14 protein-coding genes are annotated in these 14627 nt (G+C 72.0%); 2 read left to right on the plus strand and 12 right to left on the minus strand.

What is annotated here, in order from left to right; genetic code table 11:
- Positions 1-44: 44 nt before the first annotated feature.
- The 11 genes from yajC to pgsA form a co-directional block, all read right to left on the minus strand.
- The gene (gene yajC / locus AB0E67_RS19395) at positions 45-521 is read right to left on the minus strand and encodes a preprotein translocase subunit YajC (protein WP_362028103.1); all 477 of its coding nucleotides are present in this window, start codon (positions 519-521) and stop codon (positions 45-47) included.
- A 164-nt stretch (positions 522-685) separates the two neighbouring features.
- Positions 686-1771 carry a Holliday junction branch migration DNA helicase RuvB gene (gene ruvB, locus AB0E67_RS19400; RefSeq protein WP_362028105.1) on the minus strand — a complete coding sequence of 362 codons (1086 nt, stop codon included), beginning with the start codon at positions 1769-1771 and terminating at the stop codon, positions 686-688.
- An 83-nt stretch (positions 1772-1854) separates the two neighbouring features.
- Positions 1855-2481 (minus strand): Holliday junction branch migration protein RuvA, encoded by a 627-nt coding sequence (ruvA, locus tag AB0E67_RS19405; RefSeq protein WP_362028108.1) that lies wholly within the window; start codon positions 2479-2481, stop codon positions 1855-1857.
- A complete protein-coding gene (gene ruvC, locus AB0E67_RS19410; RefSeq protein ID WP_362028111.1) occupies positions 2478-3068 on the minus strand; it encodes a crossover junction endodeoxyribonuclease RuvC in 591 nt (196 codons plus the stop codon). Before ruvC ends, ruvA begins: the two co-directional genes overlap by 4 nt.
- Before the next feature lie 136 nt (positions 3069-3204).
- Complete coding sequence (locus AB0E67_RS19415) at positions 3205-3957, minus strand: YebC/PmpR family DNA-binding transcriptional regulator (RefSeq protein WP_362028114.1); 753 nt, start codon at positions 3955-3957, stop codon at positions 3205-3207.
- 62 nt (positions 3958-4019) lie between these two features.
- Positions 4020-4613, minus strand: a complete 594-nt coding sequence (gene pdxT, locus AB0E67_RS19420; protein ID WP_362028117.1) for a pyridoxal 5'-phosphate synthase glutaminase subunit PdxT — start codon at positions 4611-4613, stop codon at positions 4020-4022.
- A 6-nt stretch (positions 4614-4619) separates the two neighbouring features.
- The gene (gene pdxS / locus AB0E67_RS19425) at positions 4620-5540 is read right to left on the minus strand and encodes a pyridoxal 5'-phosphate synthase lyase subunit PdxS (protein ID WP_362028120.1); all 921 of its coding nucleotides are present in this window, start codon (positions 5538-5540) and stop codon (positions 4620-4622) included.
- A 168-nt stretch (positions 5541-5708) separates the two neighbouring features.
- Positions 5709-6206: a hypothetical protein gene (locus AB0E67_RS19430; protein WP_362028366.1), complete on the minus strand. Its 498-nt coding sequence runs from the start codon at positions 6204-6206 to the stop codon at positions 5709-5711.
- A 139-nt stretch (positions 6207-6345) separates the two neighbouring features.
- Complete coding sequence (locus AB0E67_RS19435) at positions 6346-7506, minus strand: glycosyltransferase family 4 protein (RefSeq protein ID WP_362028123.1); 1161 nt, start codon at positions 7504-7506, stop codon at positions 6346-6348.
- Entirely contained in the window at positions 7503-8483 is a 981-nt protein-coding gene (locus AB0E67_RS19440; protein WP_362028125.1) for a phosphatidylinositol mannoside acyltransferase, read from the minus strand. The genes AB0E67_RS19435 and AB0E67_RS19440 overlap by 4 nt, the downstream gene beginning before the upstream one ends.
- On the minus strand, positions 8480-9151 hold the full coding sequence (gene pgsA / locus AB0E67_RS19445; protein WP_360114705.1) for a phosphatidylinositol phosphate synthase: 672 nt from the start codon (positions 9149-9151) through the stop codon (positions 8480-8482). Before pgsA ends, AB0E67_RS19440 begins: the two co-directional genes overlap by 4 nt.
- Before the next feature lie 429 nt (positions 9152-9580).
- Here pgsA and AB0E67_RS19450 point away from each other — a divergent pair, with 429 nt between their 5' ends.
- Both AB0E67_RS19450 and AB0E67_RS19455 read left to right on the plus strand, forming a co-directional pair.
- A complete protein-coding gene (locus tag AB0E67_RS19450; protein ID WP_362028128.1) occupies positions 9581-11803 on the plus strand; it encodes an elongation factor G-like protein EF-G2 in 2223 nt (740 codons plus the stop codon).
- Positions 11804-11961: 158 nt separating this feature from the next.
- Complete coding sequence (locus AB0E67_RS19455) at positions 11962-13632, plus strand: hypothetical protein (RefSeq protein WP_362028131.1); 1671 nt, start codon at positions 11962-11964, stop codon at positions 13630-13632.
- A 351-nt stretch (positions 13633-13983) separates the two neighbouring features.
- Here AB0E67_RS19455 and AB0E67_RS19460 read toward each other — a convergent pair whose 3' ends face one another.
- Complete coding sequence (locus AB0E67_RS19460; protein WP_351517289.1) at positions 13984-14544, minus strand: HIT domain-containing protein; 561 nt, start codon at positions 14542-14544, stop codon at positions 13984-13986.
- Positions 14545-14627: the final 83 nt, after the last annotated feature.

Raw genomic sequence — 14627 nt, forward strand, 5'->3', positions numbered from 1 at the left:
AGTGCCGGACGCCCATGGGCCCGCGGCATCCCCGGTTCGCGCGACTACTTCGCGTCGGCCTCGCCGTCGGTCTTGCCCTCGGACTTCTTGCCGGACTCGGCGTCCTTCGGCTCGGCGTCGTCGGCCTTCTTGCCCAGGTCGATCCTGGCGTCGTCCGAGGTGTCCGACGCGGCGTCCGCCCCGGTCAGCGAGGAGGCGTCGTCCGGGACGACCGTGCCGTCGAGATCCAGGGCGCCGTCGTCGCCGTGGACGATGCGGTTGTACTCGGCGTCGTCGAGAACGGCGCCGATGGCGTTCTTGGCGTAGACGGCGTGGACGCCGGGGGCGACCTCCAGGAGAACCGTGTCGTCGTGGACCTCCTTGACGGTGGCGTACATGCCCCCGATCGTCCGGACACCGGCGCCGGGCTGCATCTCGTCACGCATCTGGACGGCGGCCGCCTGCTTCTTCTTGGCGGACCGCGTCATCAGGAACATGGCCCCGATGAGCACGATGAAAGGGAGGAGAGACACGAGATTCACGGGACGAGTTTCCTTCGCACGACCGCGCTGAGGGGCGGCCTGGTCTTCGGGGGTGGGCACACCGACCCATTGGGGCGGCATCGGCGGAGTCTAGGCGAGTCCGCATCGATGGAACAACGCCCGACGCCGCTCGTTGGTTCCTGTCCGGGTGAACCTGTGACGCGTCACGCCCCGAACAGGCCCTGTTGTCCCTTTCCGCCGTGCTGAGGAGGGACGAGACCGAGATGGGCCCATGCCGCGGGGGTCGCGACGCGCCCGCGCGGGGTCCTGGCGAGCAGCCCTTCCCGGACGAGGAACGGCTCGGCGACCTCCTCGACCGTCTCGCGTTCCTCGCCCACGGCGACCGCCAGGGTCGACAGGCCCACGGGGCCGCCGCCGAACAGCGTGAGCAACGCGCGGAGCACCGCCCGGTCCAGCCGGTCGAGACCACGCGCGTCGACCTCGTAGACACCGAGGGCGGCGGAGGCGACCGGTCGGTCGATCCGCCCGTCGGCCTTGACCTGGGCATAGTCACGGACACGGCGCAGCAGCCGGTTGGCGATGCGCGGGGTGCCGCGGGACCGCCCGGCGATCTCGGCGGCGCCGTCCTCGTCTATCGCCACGTCGAGGAGGCGGGCCGAGCGCCGGATGACGCGTTCGAGTTCGGTGGGGGCGTAGAACTCCATGTGGCCGGTGAAGCCGAAGCGGTCGCGCAGCGGGGGCGGCAGCAGCCCTGCCCTGGTGGTGGCGCCGACCAGGGTGAAGGGCGGGAGTTCCAGCGGGATCGCGGTGGCTCCCGGGCCCTTCCCGACGATCACGTCGACCCGGAAGTCCTCCATCGCCATGTACAGCATCTCCTCGGCGGGCCGCGACATGCGGTGGATCTCGTCGAGGAAGAGGACCTCGCCCTCCCGGAGCGAGGAGAGGATCGCGGCGAGGTCGCCCGCGTGCTGGATGGCCGGGCCCGACGTGATCCGGATGGGGGCGCCCATCTCGGCCGCGATGATCATGGAGAGGGTGGTCTTGCCGAGGCCGGGGGCGCCGGAGAGCAGGACGTGGTCGGCTGTGGCGCCGCGGGCCCTGGCCGCCTTGAGGACCAGGTCCAGTTGTTCGCGCACCTTCTCCTGGCCGACGAACTCGTCGAGGTCCTTCGGTCGCAGCGCGGCTTCGACCGCGGTGTCCTCGCCGTCCGCGTCGGCGTCGACGAGGCGCTCGTCGAATCGCCCGTCGAGTCGTTCGTCGGCGTCGGGTCCGGTCTCGTCCCAGTTCATTCAGTCTGTCCCGCCTCGGGTGTTTCGGTGCCGTGCGGTGCCCGGCGCGGCGTCGGGGTGTGGTGCCCGGGTGCGCGCTCCGGTCAGCGCGCGCGGTTGAGGGTCTGGAGCGCGGCCCGCAGCAGCTGCGGCACGGGGGCCTGCCCGTTCTCGGCGAGTGCCGCCTCGGCCTGCGGGGTCACGGCGGCGACCGCGTCGTCGGCCTCCCGGGTGGCGTAGCCGAGGCCGATCAGCGCGGCGTGCAGCTGGTCGCGCCACGACGGGGTCACGGCGGTGCCGACGCCCTGCCGGCCGATCCGGGCGCCGACGGGCTCGCCGAGCCTGTCCTTCAGTTCGAGGAGGAGTTTCTGCGCGCCCTTCTTGCCGATGCCGGAGACGGCCGTGAGCGCCTTCTCGTCGCCGGTCGCGACCGCGGTCCGCAGGGCGTCCGGGCTGTGCGTGGCGAGCATGGCCTGGGCCAGCCGCGGGCCGACTCCGCTGGCGGTCTGGAGCAGCTCGAAGACCTGCCGCTCGTCGTCGTCGGCGAAGCCGTAGAGGGTGAGCGAGTCCTCCCGTACGACGAGGGAGGTGGCAAGCCTGGCCTCCTCGCCGATCCGGAGGCCGGCGAGGGTGTTCGGGGTGCACTGGACGGCCATGCCGACGCCGCCGACCTCGATCACGGCCGTGGTCGGGGCGAGCGCGGCGACGGGGCCGCTGACGAAGGCGATCATCGGGGGACCTTCCGGACGGGGGGCGCGGGTGTACGGACCGCGGGGGTACGGGGCGCGCGCGGGGTTCGGGACGCGCCGACGGCCGCCGCGTGCGCCTGCTGGAGGCGGTTGACGGCGGAGGCACGCCAGATGTGGCAGATGGCGAGGGCGAGGGCGTCGGCGGCGTCGGCCGGTTTCGGCGGGGCGTCGAGCCTCAGGAGCCTGGTGACCATGGCACCGACCTGTGCCTTGTCGGCACGGCCGCTGCCGGTGACGGCCGCCTTGACCTCGCTGGGGGTGTGCAGCGCGACGGGTATGCCGCGGCGGGACGCGCAGAGCATGGCGACGGCGCTGGCCTGGGCGGTGCCCATCACCGTGCGGACGTTGTGCTGGCTGAAGACCCGCTCCACGGCGACGAATTCGGGGCGGTGCTCGTCGAGCCACTCCTCGATGCCGCGTTCGATGGCGACCAGGCGGTGACCGAGCTCCGCGTCGGCCGGGGTGCGGACGACGCCGACGCCGCGCATCGTCAGGGTCCGGCCGGCCACGCCCTCGACGACGCCGACACCGCACCGGGTCAGCCCCGGGTCGACGCCGAGTACCCGCATGGGTGATCCCCCTCCGTACCGATCGGTCAACTGTTCCCGCAGGCTATCGGCTCGCGCTGACAATGCGTCGGGCCGACGGGGCGTGTCCCCGTCGGCCCGTGCGTAGAAGGCTGTGCCGTACCGTCCCGAGCCCGGCTCAGGCGTCGACCTTCTCCATGACCTCGTCCGAGACGTCGAAGTTGGCGAAGACGTTCTGGACGTCGTCGCTGTCCTCCAGGGCGTCGATCAGCTTGAAGATCTTGCGCGCGCCCTCCTCGTCCAGCTCGACCTGCATGGTGGGCAGGAAGCTGGCCTCGGCGGAGTCGTAGTCGATGCCGGCCCCCTGGAGCGCGGTACGGACCGCGACCAGGTCGGTGGCCTCGCTGACGACCTCGTAGGTCTCGCCGAGGTCGTTGACCTCCTCGGCGCCCGCGTCGAGCACGGCACCGAGGACGTCGTCCTCGGTCAGCCCGCCCTTGGGGACGATGACGACGCCCTTGCGGTTGAAGAGGTACGAGACCGAACCGGGGTCGGCCATCGAACCGCCGTTGCGGGTCATCGCGACGCGCACGTCGGAGGCGGCACGGTTCCGGTTGTCGGTGAGGCACTCGATGAGCACCGCGACACCGTTCGGGCCGTAACCCTCGTACATGATCGTCTGGTAATCGACCCCGCCCGCTTCGAGACCACCGCCGCGCTTGACCGCGGAATCGATGTTCTTGTTCGGTACGGAGCTCTTCTTCGCCTTCTGGATCGCGTCCACAAGGGTCGGGTTTCCATCGGGGTCCACACCGCCGGTGCGGGCCGCGACCTCGATGTTCTTGATCAGCTTCGCGAAGAGCTTGCCGCGCTTGGCATCGATCACGGCCTTCTTGTGCTTCGTCGTAGCCCATTTAGAGTGGCCGGACATCTGCCTTCTCCTTCGCGTCACCAAAAATCGATCCGAACCCGGGAGATCCTACCGGGATCGAATCAGCCGACTGCGCGCACCATGTCCACGAACAAGGCGTGAACACGGTGGTCCCCGGTCAATTCCGGGTGGAAGGATGTCGCCAGCGCGTTTCCCTGGCGCACGCCGACGATGTGGCCGCCGTACTCGGCCACCACCTCGGCCCGCGCGCCGACCGACTCCACCCAGGGGGCCCGGATGAAGACGCCCTCGACGGGGCCGCCCCCGATCCCGGCGACCTCCACGGCGGCCTCGAACGACTCGTTCTGACGCCCGAAGGCGTTGCGGCGCACGATCATGTCGATGCCGCCGAGCGTCTCCTGTCCGGAGCGCGGGTCGAGGATCTTGTCGGCGAGGAGGATCATCCCGGCGCAGGTGCCGTAGACCGGCATCCCGTCCCGTATCCGCTCGCGCAGCGGTTCCAGCATGCCGAACAGGGACGCGAGCTTGGACATCGTGGTGGACTCGCCACCGGGCACGACCAGGCCGTCGACCTCGGCGAGTTCCTCGGGCCGCCGGACCGGCCTGGCCTGGGCGTCCGCCGAGGCCAGGGCGATCAGGTGCTCCCGTACGTCGCCCTGGAGGGCCAGGACTCCGATCACAGGGGTGTCGCTCATCGGTGCTTACCAGCCGCGGTTGGCGTAGCGCTCGGCCTCGGGCAGGGTGTCGCAGTTGATGCCGACCATGGCCTCGCCCAGGTTCCGGGAGGCGTCCGCGATGACCTTCGGGTCGTCGTAGAAGGTGGTGGCCTTCACGATGGCGGCGGCGCGCCTGGCCGGGTCGCCGGACTTGAAGATGCCGGAGCCCACGAAGACGCCCTCGGCGCCGAGCTGGCGCATCAGGGCCGCGTCGGCGGGGGTGGCGACGCCGCCCGCGGAGAAGAGCACGACAGGCAGCTTGCCGAGCTCCGCGACCTCCTTGACCAGCTCGTACGGGGCGCGCAGCTCCTTGGCGGCGGCGTACAGCTCGTTGTTGTCGTAGCCGCGCAGGCGGGCGATCTCGTTCTTGATCTGGCGCAGGTGGCGGACGGCCTCGACGACGTTCCCGGTGCCGGCCTCGCCCTTCGAACGGATCATGGCCGCGCCCTCGGCGATGCGGCGCAGGGCCTCGCCGAGGTTGGTGGCGCCGCACACGAAGGGGGTGGTGAACGCGAACTTGTCGCTGTGGTTGATCTCGTCGGCCGGGGTGAGGACCTCGGACTCGTCGATGTAGTCGACGCCGAGTGCCTGGAGGACCTGGGCCTCGACGAAGTGGCCGATGCGGGACTTGGCCATCACCGGGATGGAGACGGCCTCCATGATCTCCTCGATCATGTTCGGGTCGGACATGCGGGCCACACCGCCGTCCTTGCGGATGTCGGCCGGCACCCGTTCCAGGGCCATGACGGCCACGGCACCCGCGTCCTCGGCGATCTTCGCCTGCTCCGCGTTGACGACGTCCATGATCACGCCGCCCTTGAGCTGCTCGGCCATGCCGCGCTTGACGCGGGCGGTGCCGGTGGCCGGGGAGTCGGCGGACTGCGGGGTGGTGGGGAGAGTGGACACGGATCGACCTCACTCGGAGAAAGTCGCTGAAAAGCGCTGATTGGTGCAGGCCTGAGCAAACTCTCCGGGAGCGGTCCACTTCAAGGGCCAATGCGAGGCCGGTGGATCGTTTTGGACGCGTACGGGGCTGCTTGTGACCCCGGTCACGCGCGGGAACGGCCGCCGGGATCAGCCGGCGGGACGGTCCGCCAGGGCCACCGGCGGTTCGTCGTCCATCTCGAAGGCGAGCGGGAACGGGGCGTGCCCGGCCAGCCGGACCCACCGCACGGTGCGGTGGCGACGCAGGGCGCGTGCCGCGCGCACCGCGTCGTTGTGGAAGCGCCGGGCCATCGGCACCCGGCGCACGGCCGCGGCGAGTTCGAGTGCCGCCTCCTGGCCGCCGGGGATCTCCTTCACGGCCTCCACCTGCGCCGTCTCGCCGAACACCGCCCGCAGCGCGGCGCTCAGCTCGCTCTCCGCGACCTCGCGCTGCTCCTCCTCCGCCTGACGGGCGGCGTGCGCGGCCTCGTACAGCACGATGGACGCGGCCGGATCGAGCACACCCGACGTCGCCAGTTCCTGGGTCACCGAGGCACGGCGCAGCAACTGCGCGTCGAGGGCGGCCCGGGCGGCGTCGATGCGAGTGTGCAGCCGGTCCAGCCGTCCCGCGGTCCAGCTGAGGTACATGCCGATCGCGACGAGCGCGACGGCGATCCAGATAAGGGTTTCGATCACGGGCGGCAAGGCTACCGTCGGCGCGTGCGCGGCCCGGAGCACGGGCCGGACCCGGCCCCGGGGCCGGTGCCCTTCCCGGTCCCGCGTCCGGTCAGTCCCGCGCCAGTCCGAAGCGTGCGCGCAGCCCCGTGCGCTCGTCGGTCGCGACCGACGCCGCGCCGTCCGTCACGGTCTCGTACACCGCGAGGATGTCGGCGCCGACCGTCGACCAGTCGAAGCGCCGCACGTGCGCGCTGCCCCGCTCGCGCAGTTCCGCGCGCCGGTCCGGGTCGCCGAGCAGCCCGATGGCGGCCGTCGCCAGCGCCTCGGCGTTCTCGTTGACGAAGAGTTCCCCCGCCGCGCCCTGGTCCAGGACCTGTGCGAACGCGTCCAGATCGCTGGCCAGGACCGGTGCGCCGGCCGACATCGCCTCGACCAGGATGATCCCGAAGCTCTCGCCGCCCGTGTTGGGGGCGACGTACACGTCGACGCTGCGCAGCAGTCGTGCCTTGTCCTCGTCGCTCACCATGCCGAGGAATTCGACGCGCCCGCGCATCTCCGGCGGCAGCTGGGCGACGGCTTCCTCCTCGTCGCCCCGGCCCGCCACCAGAAGTCGGGTGTCCGGGCGTGCGGCGAGGATCGCGGGCAGCGCCCGCATCAGGACGGGCAGGCCCTTGCGGGGCTCGTCGATGCGTCCGATGAAGCCGATCGTGCCCCCCTGCCACTCGGGCCGGGGTTCGGCGGAGGCGAAGAAGCCGACGTCGACGCCGTTCGGGATGACGACGGCGTCGCCACCGAGGTGTTCGACCAGGGTCCGGCGCGCGTACTCGCTCACCGCGATGCGCGCGCTGATCTTCTCCAGCGCGGGCTGCAGGATCGGGTACGCGGCGATCATGGCCCGGGAGCGCGGGTTGGAGGTGTGGAACGTGGCGACGATCGGCCCCTGCGCGGCCCAGCAGGCGAGCAGCCCCAGCGACGGCGAGGTCGGCTCGTGGATGTGGATGACGTCGAAGGTGCCGTCGTGCAGCCAGCGGCGCACCCGCGCGGCGGACAGGAAGCCGAAGTTCAGCCGGGCCACGGAGCCGTTGTACGGCACGGGCACGGCCCGGCCCGCCGAGACCACGTACGGCGGCAGCGGCGTCTCGTCGTCGGCGGGGGCCAGCACCGAGACCTGGTGCCCGAGCCGGATCAGGTGCTCGGCCAGGTCCCGGATGTGGAACTGCACTCCGCCGGGCACGTCCCAGGAGTACGGGCACACGATGCCGATCTTCACGGGCGGACCTCCCCGTTCTCCCGGTCCTGCGCGTGCGCCCGGTCCTTCGTCCCGTTCCGGGGCTCCAGGTCCGCGAGCCAGAGCCGTTGCAGCATGTGCCAGTCCTCCGGGTGGTCGGCGATCCCGACGGCGAAGGCATCGGCCAGCGCCTGCGTCATCGAGGACGTCTTCTCCGCGCGGCTGCCCGACTCGGGGACCGGGACCGGCGGGTGGACCCGCACCTTCATCACGGGCGTGTCGTCGTAGCCGAGCGTCACCGGCAGCAGCAGCGCGCCGGTCTGCTGAGCGAGCAGCGCGGGTCCGGCGGGCATGCGCGCGCTCTCGCCGAAGAAGCTCACCTCGACGCCGGAGGCGGACAGGTCGCGGTCGGCGACCAGGCAGACCAGGCCGCCCGCGCGCAGCCGCCGTGCCAGGGTGCCGAAGGCGGCACCGCCGCTGTGCGGGAGCACCTCCATGCCGAGTCCCTCGCGGTAGGCCACGAACCTGTCGTACAGCGTCTCGGGCTTCAGCCGCTCGGCGACCGTGGTGAAGGGGACCTTGAGCTCGGTGGTCACCCAGGCGCCCGCCAGGTCCCAGTTCGCCAGGTGCGGCAGGGCGAGGACGACGCCGCGGCCGGCGTCGAGACCTTCGGTCAGCCGGTGCGCGTCGGCGACCTCTATGGACGCCTTGATCCGTGCCGGGCTCCAGGTGGGGAGCCGGAACGACTCCATCCAGTAGCGCATGTACGAACGCATACCGGCCTGGGAGAGCTCGGCGAGCCGGGCCGGTGACGCCCCGGGCACGACGCGTGCCAGATTGGCCTCCAGCCGCAGCACCCCCTTGCCCCGTCGCTTCCAGACCTGATCGGCGAGCGTACGGAAGAGGCCGCGGGCGGCCGGTTCGGGAAGCTTCTTGACCGCGGTCCAGCCGAGCCCGTACAGGCCGTCGGTCAGCCGGTCCCGCAGCCCGGTGCGCGCGTCACCCGTCGCGTCGCTCACCGCGCCGCCCCGCTCCCCCGCCCGGCGGCGGCGTCGGCCGCGTCGGCCTCGGCGGACTCGCGGCGTACGGTCACCACCCGCTGCACGAGCGTGACCAGGCTGCCCGCGGCGACGATCCACAGCGCGATCGGCAGCAGGACCTGGACGCCGGGGACGCCGAAGGTGTGCAGGCCCGCGACCCCGGCCGCGACCAGCGAGATCACCAGCCGCTCGGCGCGCTCCACGAGCCCGTTGACCGCGACCGGCAGCCCGATCGACTCGCCGCGCGCCTTCGTGTACGACACCACCTGGCCGCTCGCCAGGCAGAAGATCGCGACCGCGCACAGCACGTCGTCGTCGCCCCGGCCCGCGTACCAGAGCGCGAAGCCGCCGAAGATCGCGCCGTCGGCGACCCGGTCGAGGGTCGAGTCGAGGAACGCGCCCCAGCGGCTGGAGATCCCGGCCTGCCGGGCCATGTTGCCGTCGACGAGGTCGGAGAAGACGAAGATCGTGATGACGACCGTGCCCCAGAAGAACTCCCCCATGGGGAAGAAGACCAGCGCACCTGCCACCACCCCTGCCGTACCGATCAGGGTGACCGCGTCGGGGCTCACGCCGAGACGGAGCAGCAGTGCGGCGAACGGTGTGAGGACACGCGTGAAAAAGGCACGCGCGTACTTGTTCAGCATGGCCTTCCCGAGGGTCTGTGGGCCGGGCGGCCCCTTCGGCCTCCGGCTGGCCCATCGTAGTCACGCCCGCCGGACTCCACCCCCCGGGCACCGGCCGCGCGCCGGGCCGCACGACGGACGGCCGCTGCGCGGCGGAGTACGGAATCGGCCCGGCGCACCGCGGTCGCGGCCCGAGAACCCGCTCTGCGGCCCGGGAACGCGCGGGCGCGGGCGACCGGATGCGAGGGCGGGCGGACACCGCGGGTCATGGCGCCGGATGCGGGCCGGGCCGGCGACGGATGGACGCGGCCCGGCCCGAGTGGAAAGCTCGAATTACCGCGGGCGTCGGCGGTGGCCGCCGCGTGGGCTCTCCGTGCCCGTACGGCCTTTCTTCCCACATCGCGCAGGTTCTCCTTCCCGATCCGGGCCACTACCTGGGAGGCACGCATCATGGGCGACAGGACACACGCACACACCGGGGCCGCCGGCGGGGCGGCGACGGCCGACCCGGCGCCGTCCCTCCGGAACGTGGTGCTGGTCGGCCCCAGCGGCTCCGGCAAGACCACCCTCGTCGAGGCGCTGGCGCAGACGGCCGGGGCGGTCAACCGGGCGGGCCGGGTCGAGGACGGCGCGACCGTCTCCGACTACGACGAGATCGAACGGCGGCGGCAGCGGTCCGTGCAGCTCTCGGTGGTGCCCGTCGTCTGGCGCGGCTGCCGGATCAATCTGCTGGACGCCCCGGGGTACGCCGACTTCGTCGGGGAACTCAGGGCCGGTCTGCGGGCGGCGGACGCGGCCCTGTTCGTGGTGTCGGCCGCCCAGGAGGCCGACGCGGTGGTCGGCGCGGCCCGGGCCGTGTGGGACGAGTGCGCCGCCGTCGGCATGCCGCGCGCCATCGTCGTCACCCACCTGGACACCGCGCGCACCTCGTTCGACGAGATGACCCGGATCTGCGGCGAGGCCCTCGGCGGCGACGACCCCGACGCCGTGCTCCCGCTCTACCTGCCGGTGCACGGCCCCGCGGGCGCCGACGGGCACGCCCCGCTCACCGGGCTCACCGGGCTCCTCACCCGGCGTGTCCTCGACTACTCCTCGGGCGAGCGCCGGGAGACGCCCCCCGACGAGAGCGGGCGGGCCCCGCTCCGTGAGGCGCGGGACCGGCTCATCGAGGGCATCATCGCGGAGAGCGAGGACGAGACCCTGATGGACCGCTATCTGGGCGGCGCCGACATCGACGTCGAGACGCTCCTGGGCGACCTGGAACGCGCCGTCGCGCGCGGAACCTTCCACCCCGTCCTCGCCGCTGCGCCCGCCGCAGAGGGGGCCAGCCAGGGCGTCGGCACGGTCGAACTCCTGGACCTGGTCACCGGCGGTCTCCCGGCCCCGCGGGAACGCCCCCTGCCCGGGGTCACCCCGCTGCACGGCGCCCGGCCCCCGACCCTGACCTGCGACCCCGAGGGCCCGCTCCTCGCCGAGGTGGTCAAGACGACCTCCGACCCGTACGTCGGCCGGATGTCGCTCGTACGGGTCTTCTCCGGCACGCTGCGCCCCGACGACACCGTCCACGTCTTCGGTCACGGCCTCGCCGAACCCGGCCGGGAGACCCCCTTCCACGAATCCGAGGTGCGTGTCGGGGCGCTCTCCTCGCCCTTCGGCGCCCAGCAGCGCCCGCTCACCGCGTGCGTCGCCGGCGATCTTGCCTGCGTCGCCAAGCTGGGCGACGCAGGGACCGGGGACACCCTGTCCGGCAGCGACCTGCCGCTGCTGATGGAGCCCTGGGCCGCGCCGGACCCGCTGCTTCCGCTGGCCGTCAGGGCCCACGGCAAGGCGGACGAGGACAAGCTCTCCCAGGGGCTCGCGCGGCTCGTTGCCGAGGACCCGACCCTGCGTCTCGAACAGAATCAGGACACCCACCAGGTGGTGCTGTGGTGTCTCGGCGAGGCCCATCAGGACGTCGCCCTGGACCGGCTGCGCAGCCACTACGGGGTCCGGGTCGACGCCGTTCCGCACAAGGTGGCACTGCGCGAGACCTTCGCCGCGCCCGCCAGTGGACGGGGCCGGCACGTGAAGCAGTCCGGCGGGCACGGCCAGTACGCCATCTGCGAGATCGACGTGGAGCCGTTGCCGCCGGGGTCGGGCCTCGAGTTCGTCGACGCGGTGGTCGGCGGGGCGGTGCCCCGTCAGTTCGTCCCGTCCGTGGAGAAGGGGGTGCGCGCCCAGGCGGCCCGCGGAGTGGCGGCCGGATATCCGCTCGTCGACGTACGCGTCACGCTGCGGGACGGGAAGTCGCACTCGGTGGATTCCTCCGACGCCGCGTTCCAGACCGCGGGCGCGCTGGCCCTGCGCGAGGCCGCGGCGGACACCCGCATCCAGCTCCTGGAACCGGTCGCCGAGATCCGGGTCCTGGTGCCCGACGAGTACGTGGGGCCGGTGATGAGCGATCTGTCCGGGCGGCGCGGCCGGGTCGTCGGGACCGAACAGTCCGGCCCTGGACGTACTCTCGTGCGGGCCGAGGTCCCGGAGCTGGAGGTCGGACGGTACGCCGTCGACCTGCGCTCCCTCTCCCACGGCACCGGGCGGTTCGACCGGGCGTACGCCCGGCACGAACCGATGCCCCCGCGGCTGGCCGAACGCATCCGCGAGCAGCAGGAAATCAGCCCCGTTGGCGTGTAATCACCCACACCGCCCTCCCCCGTCCGCCGTTTGTCCACAGGGGCGGACGGCGCGGGGGTCCGGACGTTACCCTGTGGTCCCAGCTCAGAAGGTGTGCGGGGCACGGCAGTTGGGAAACAGCCGCAGGAGTGGTTCCTCGGCGGTGAGTGGGGGCGACGGTGGCCAACGAAGGATTCGATTTCTCTCCCGGAGCGCAGATCCCGATCCAGGGTTCGGGCGGAGCGGCGGTGGCGACGAACGCCCTCGCCTCCGCCGCGTACCGCGACAGCCCCGTGGAGAAGATCCTCGACGCCAACAGCGAGTGGCACAAGTCGGAGGTGAAAGCGGGGCGTTCGAAGTTCTTCAAGTCCGACTACTTCAAGCCCAACCTCGGTGAGGCGTTCTCCCGTGCCGTGCAGGAACGCACGCTGGGCGGTGCCCGCAAGGCGCTCATCCAGTCCTTCGGGAGCGACCCGCGGACGGTCGTCGAGCACTGCCTGTCCGCGACGCGTCTGCGCCGGGCCCGCGACATCAAACTGACCGCCGTCACCGTCCTGTTCGGCGTTCTCTTCCTGCCCGGGATGCTCCTGTGGATCATCGCGTTCCGGCTGCGCGACGGGCTCGGCCGGACGAAGGACAAGGCGCTCTCCTCGCTGGGCAACCTCCTGCTGCCGGTCGTCGGCATCGTGGCCGTGCTCCTCCTGCTCCAGCTCCCGCTCACCGGTTTCCTGGCGATCTACGCACGGGCGGTGATCGTCGCGCCCGTCATCGGCTGGTACGTCGCCAAACGGATCGCCGAGTCCTCCGCCAAGGACCTGCGCGACCGTTGGGAGGGGCTGCTCTCCGGTGGCGGCATCGTCGCCAAGGTCCCCGAGGCCTCGCCGAAGAACCCCAGCGAGACCTCGCGCGAGGCGCTGCGCCAGAGCCTGGAGAAGCTCTCCGCGGAGCAGCAGTCCAACTCGGTCTTCTACGCGGGCCCCAAGGGGATCCTCGGCATGGGGACCCGGTGGGGAAGCTGGCAGCTCGCCGAGGAACTCGTCTCCAAGGACCCCGACAAGGAGTTCAACCGCTTCCGGAGCTGGGATCTGATACGAGCCGTCCACGACCAGCTCAAGGTGCTGGAGCGCGGCCCGCTGAACACGGGTGGATTCCCCACGCCGTCGGTCACCCACTGGATCGTGTCGCCCGTCGGCGAGAACGCCGACTCGGTGTCCCGTCCGGACGGCGAGGACGTGGCGACGTTCCAGGTCAAGCCGCACGAGATACAGCGGATCTGCAACCATCAGCAGTTCGGCGGCGGCGACCGGCACTATCTGGGCGTCCAGTTCACCCTGTGGGACGGCCAGTTGGTCATCACCATGATGATCACGGTCACGGTGCTCTACGAGACCCTGCGCATCGAGGTCACCGGTCATGCGCTCGGCCCGGTCCACTCGCTCTTCACCAGCAAGCCCTCGGCGAAGACGAAGACGGTCAACAAGACCGTCCGGTTCTGGGAGACGCGCGACATCACCCTCCCGCTGGTCGACGCCTCGGAGGTCGTGCGTCTCGCCCTGCGCGCCCCGCTGACCTGGTATCCGCCGCTGCTCGACTACCTGGGCGGCAAGATCGCCCTGCCCGAGCCGTTCGGTCTGCGCCACGCCTGGGCCGAGAAGCCGTGGCGGCACCGCTTCATGGCGGACGACGCGATGCGCGCGGCCACTCCCGTGCTGCGCGCCGTGCACAGCGCCGCACTGCGCGTCCTGGAGGAGAACGGCGTCGACACGGAGCGCTTCGACAACCGCTCGATGGTGCTGAGCGGGCTGGTGCAGGACCCGACCCCGCGCAAGGCCGACCTGTACGACGCGTGACACCGCCTGCGGATCGCGCCGGGCTCCCGCGGCCCGGCTCGGACGGCGGGCACCGCCGCCCCGGCCCAGTCCGACCGTCCGCACCACGGATCCGGACGCACGAAGGCCGCCCCGCGTGCCGGACGACACATGGTCGTCCGGCACGCGGGGCGGCCTTCCCGTATGGTCACGGCCTGACTCGAACCGCCGAGCACGCCGGCCCATGATGGGACCCCGGGGGCCTGCGGCCCGGAACGCGGCCGGACCCGGTCTGTCGGTCAGGGGCGGGTCCGGCTGTCGGTCAGGGCCGGGTCCGGCCGGTCGGCCGCCCGGAGCCGGGCCCGACGCCGGGGACCGGTCCGTCCACCGGAATCAGTCCGTCGGCCAGGCCGCGGCCAGCATCGCACGCGTGTCGGCGAGCAGCTGCGGCAGCACCTTCGTGTGCCCGATCACCGGCATGAAGTTGGTGTCGCCGCCCCAGCGCGGCACCAGGTGCTGGTGGAGGTGAGCGGCGATACCGGCCCCCGCGGAAGCCCCCTGGTTGAGCCCGATGTTGAACCCGTGCGCCCCGGACGCCGCCCGCAGGGCGACCATCGCCCGCTTGGTGAAGTCCGCCAGCTCCATGGTCTCGGGACCGTCCAGCTCCGTGTAGTCGGCCACGTGCCGGTACGGCACCACCATGAGGTGCCCGCCGTTGTACGGATACAGGTTCAGGACGGCGTAGACGCTGCTGCCGCGCGCGACGACGAGCCCGTCCTCGTCCGATTTCGACGGGATCGCGCAGAACGGACAGCCGTCACCGGCCTCCGAACCGGTCGGCTTGTTCTCGCCCTGGATGTACGCCATCCGATGGGGCGTCCACAGGCGCTGAAAGGCGTCGGGCGTCCCCACTCCGATCTGCTGCTCCGGCTCACTCGTCATGCCGATCAGCATATTGCTTCGCTCCGGGGCGACGTGTGGCCGGGGCCGCACCCGCGGGCGCACTCCGGATCCGGGGCCAGGAGCACCCGGCCGCC

This window comes from Streptomyces sp. NPDC032161 (assembly GCF_040636995.1).
Taxonomy (GTDB): Bacteria; Actinomycetota; Actinomycetes; order Streptomycetales; family Streptomycetaceae; genus Streptomyces.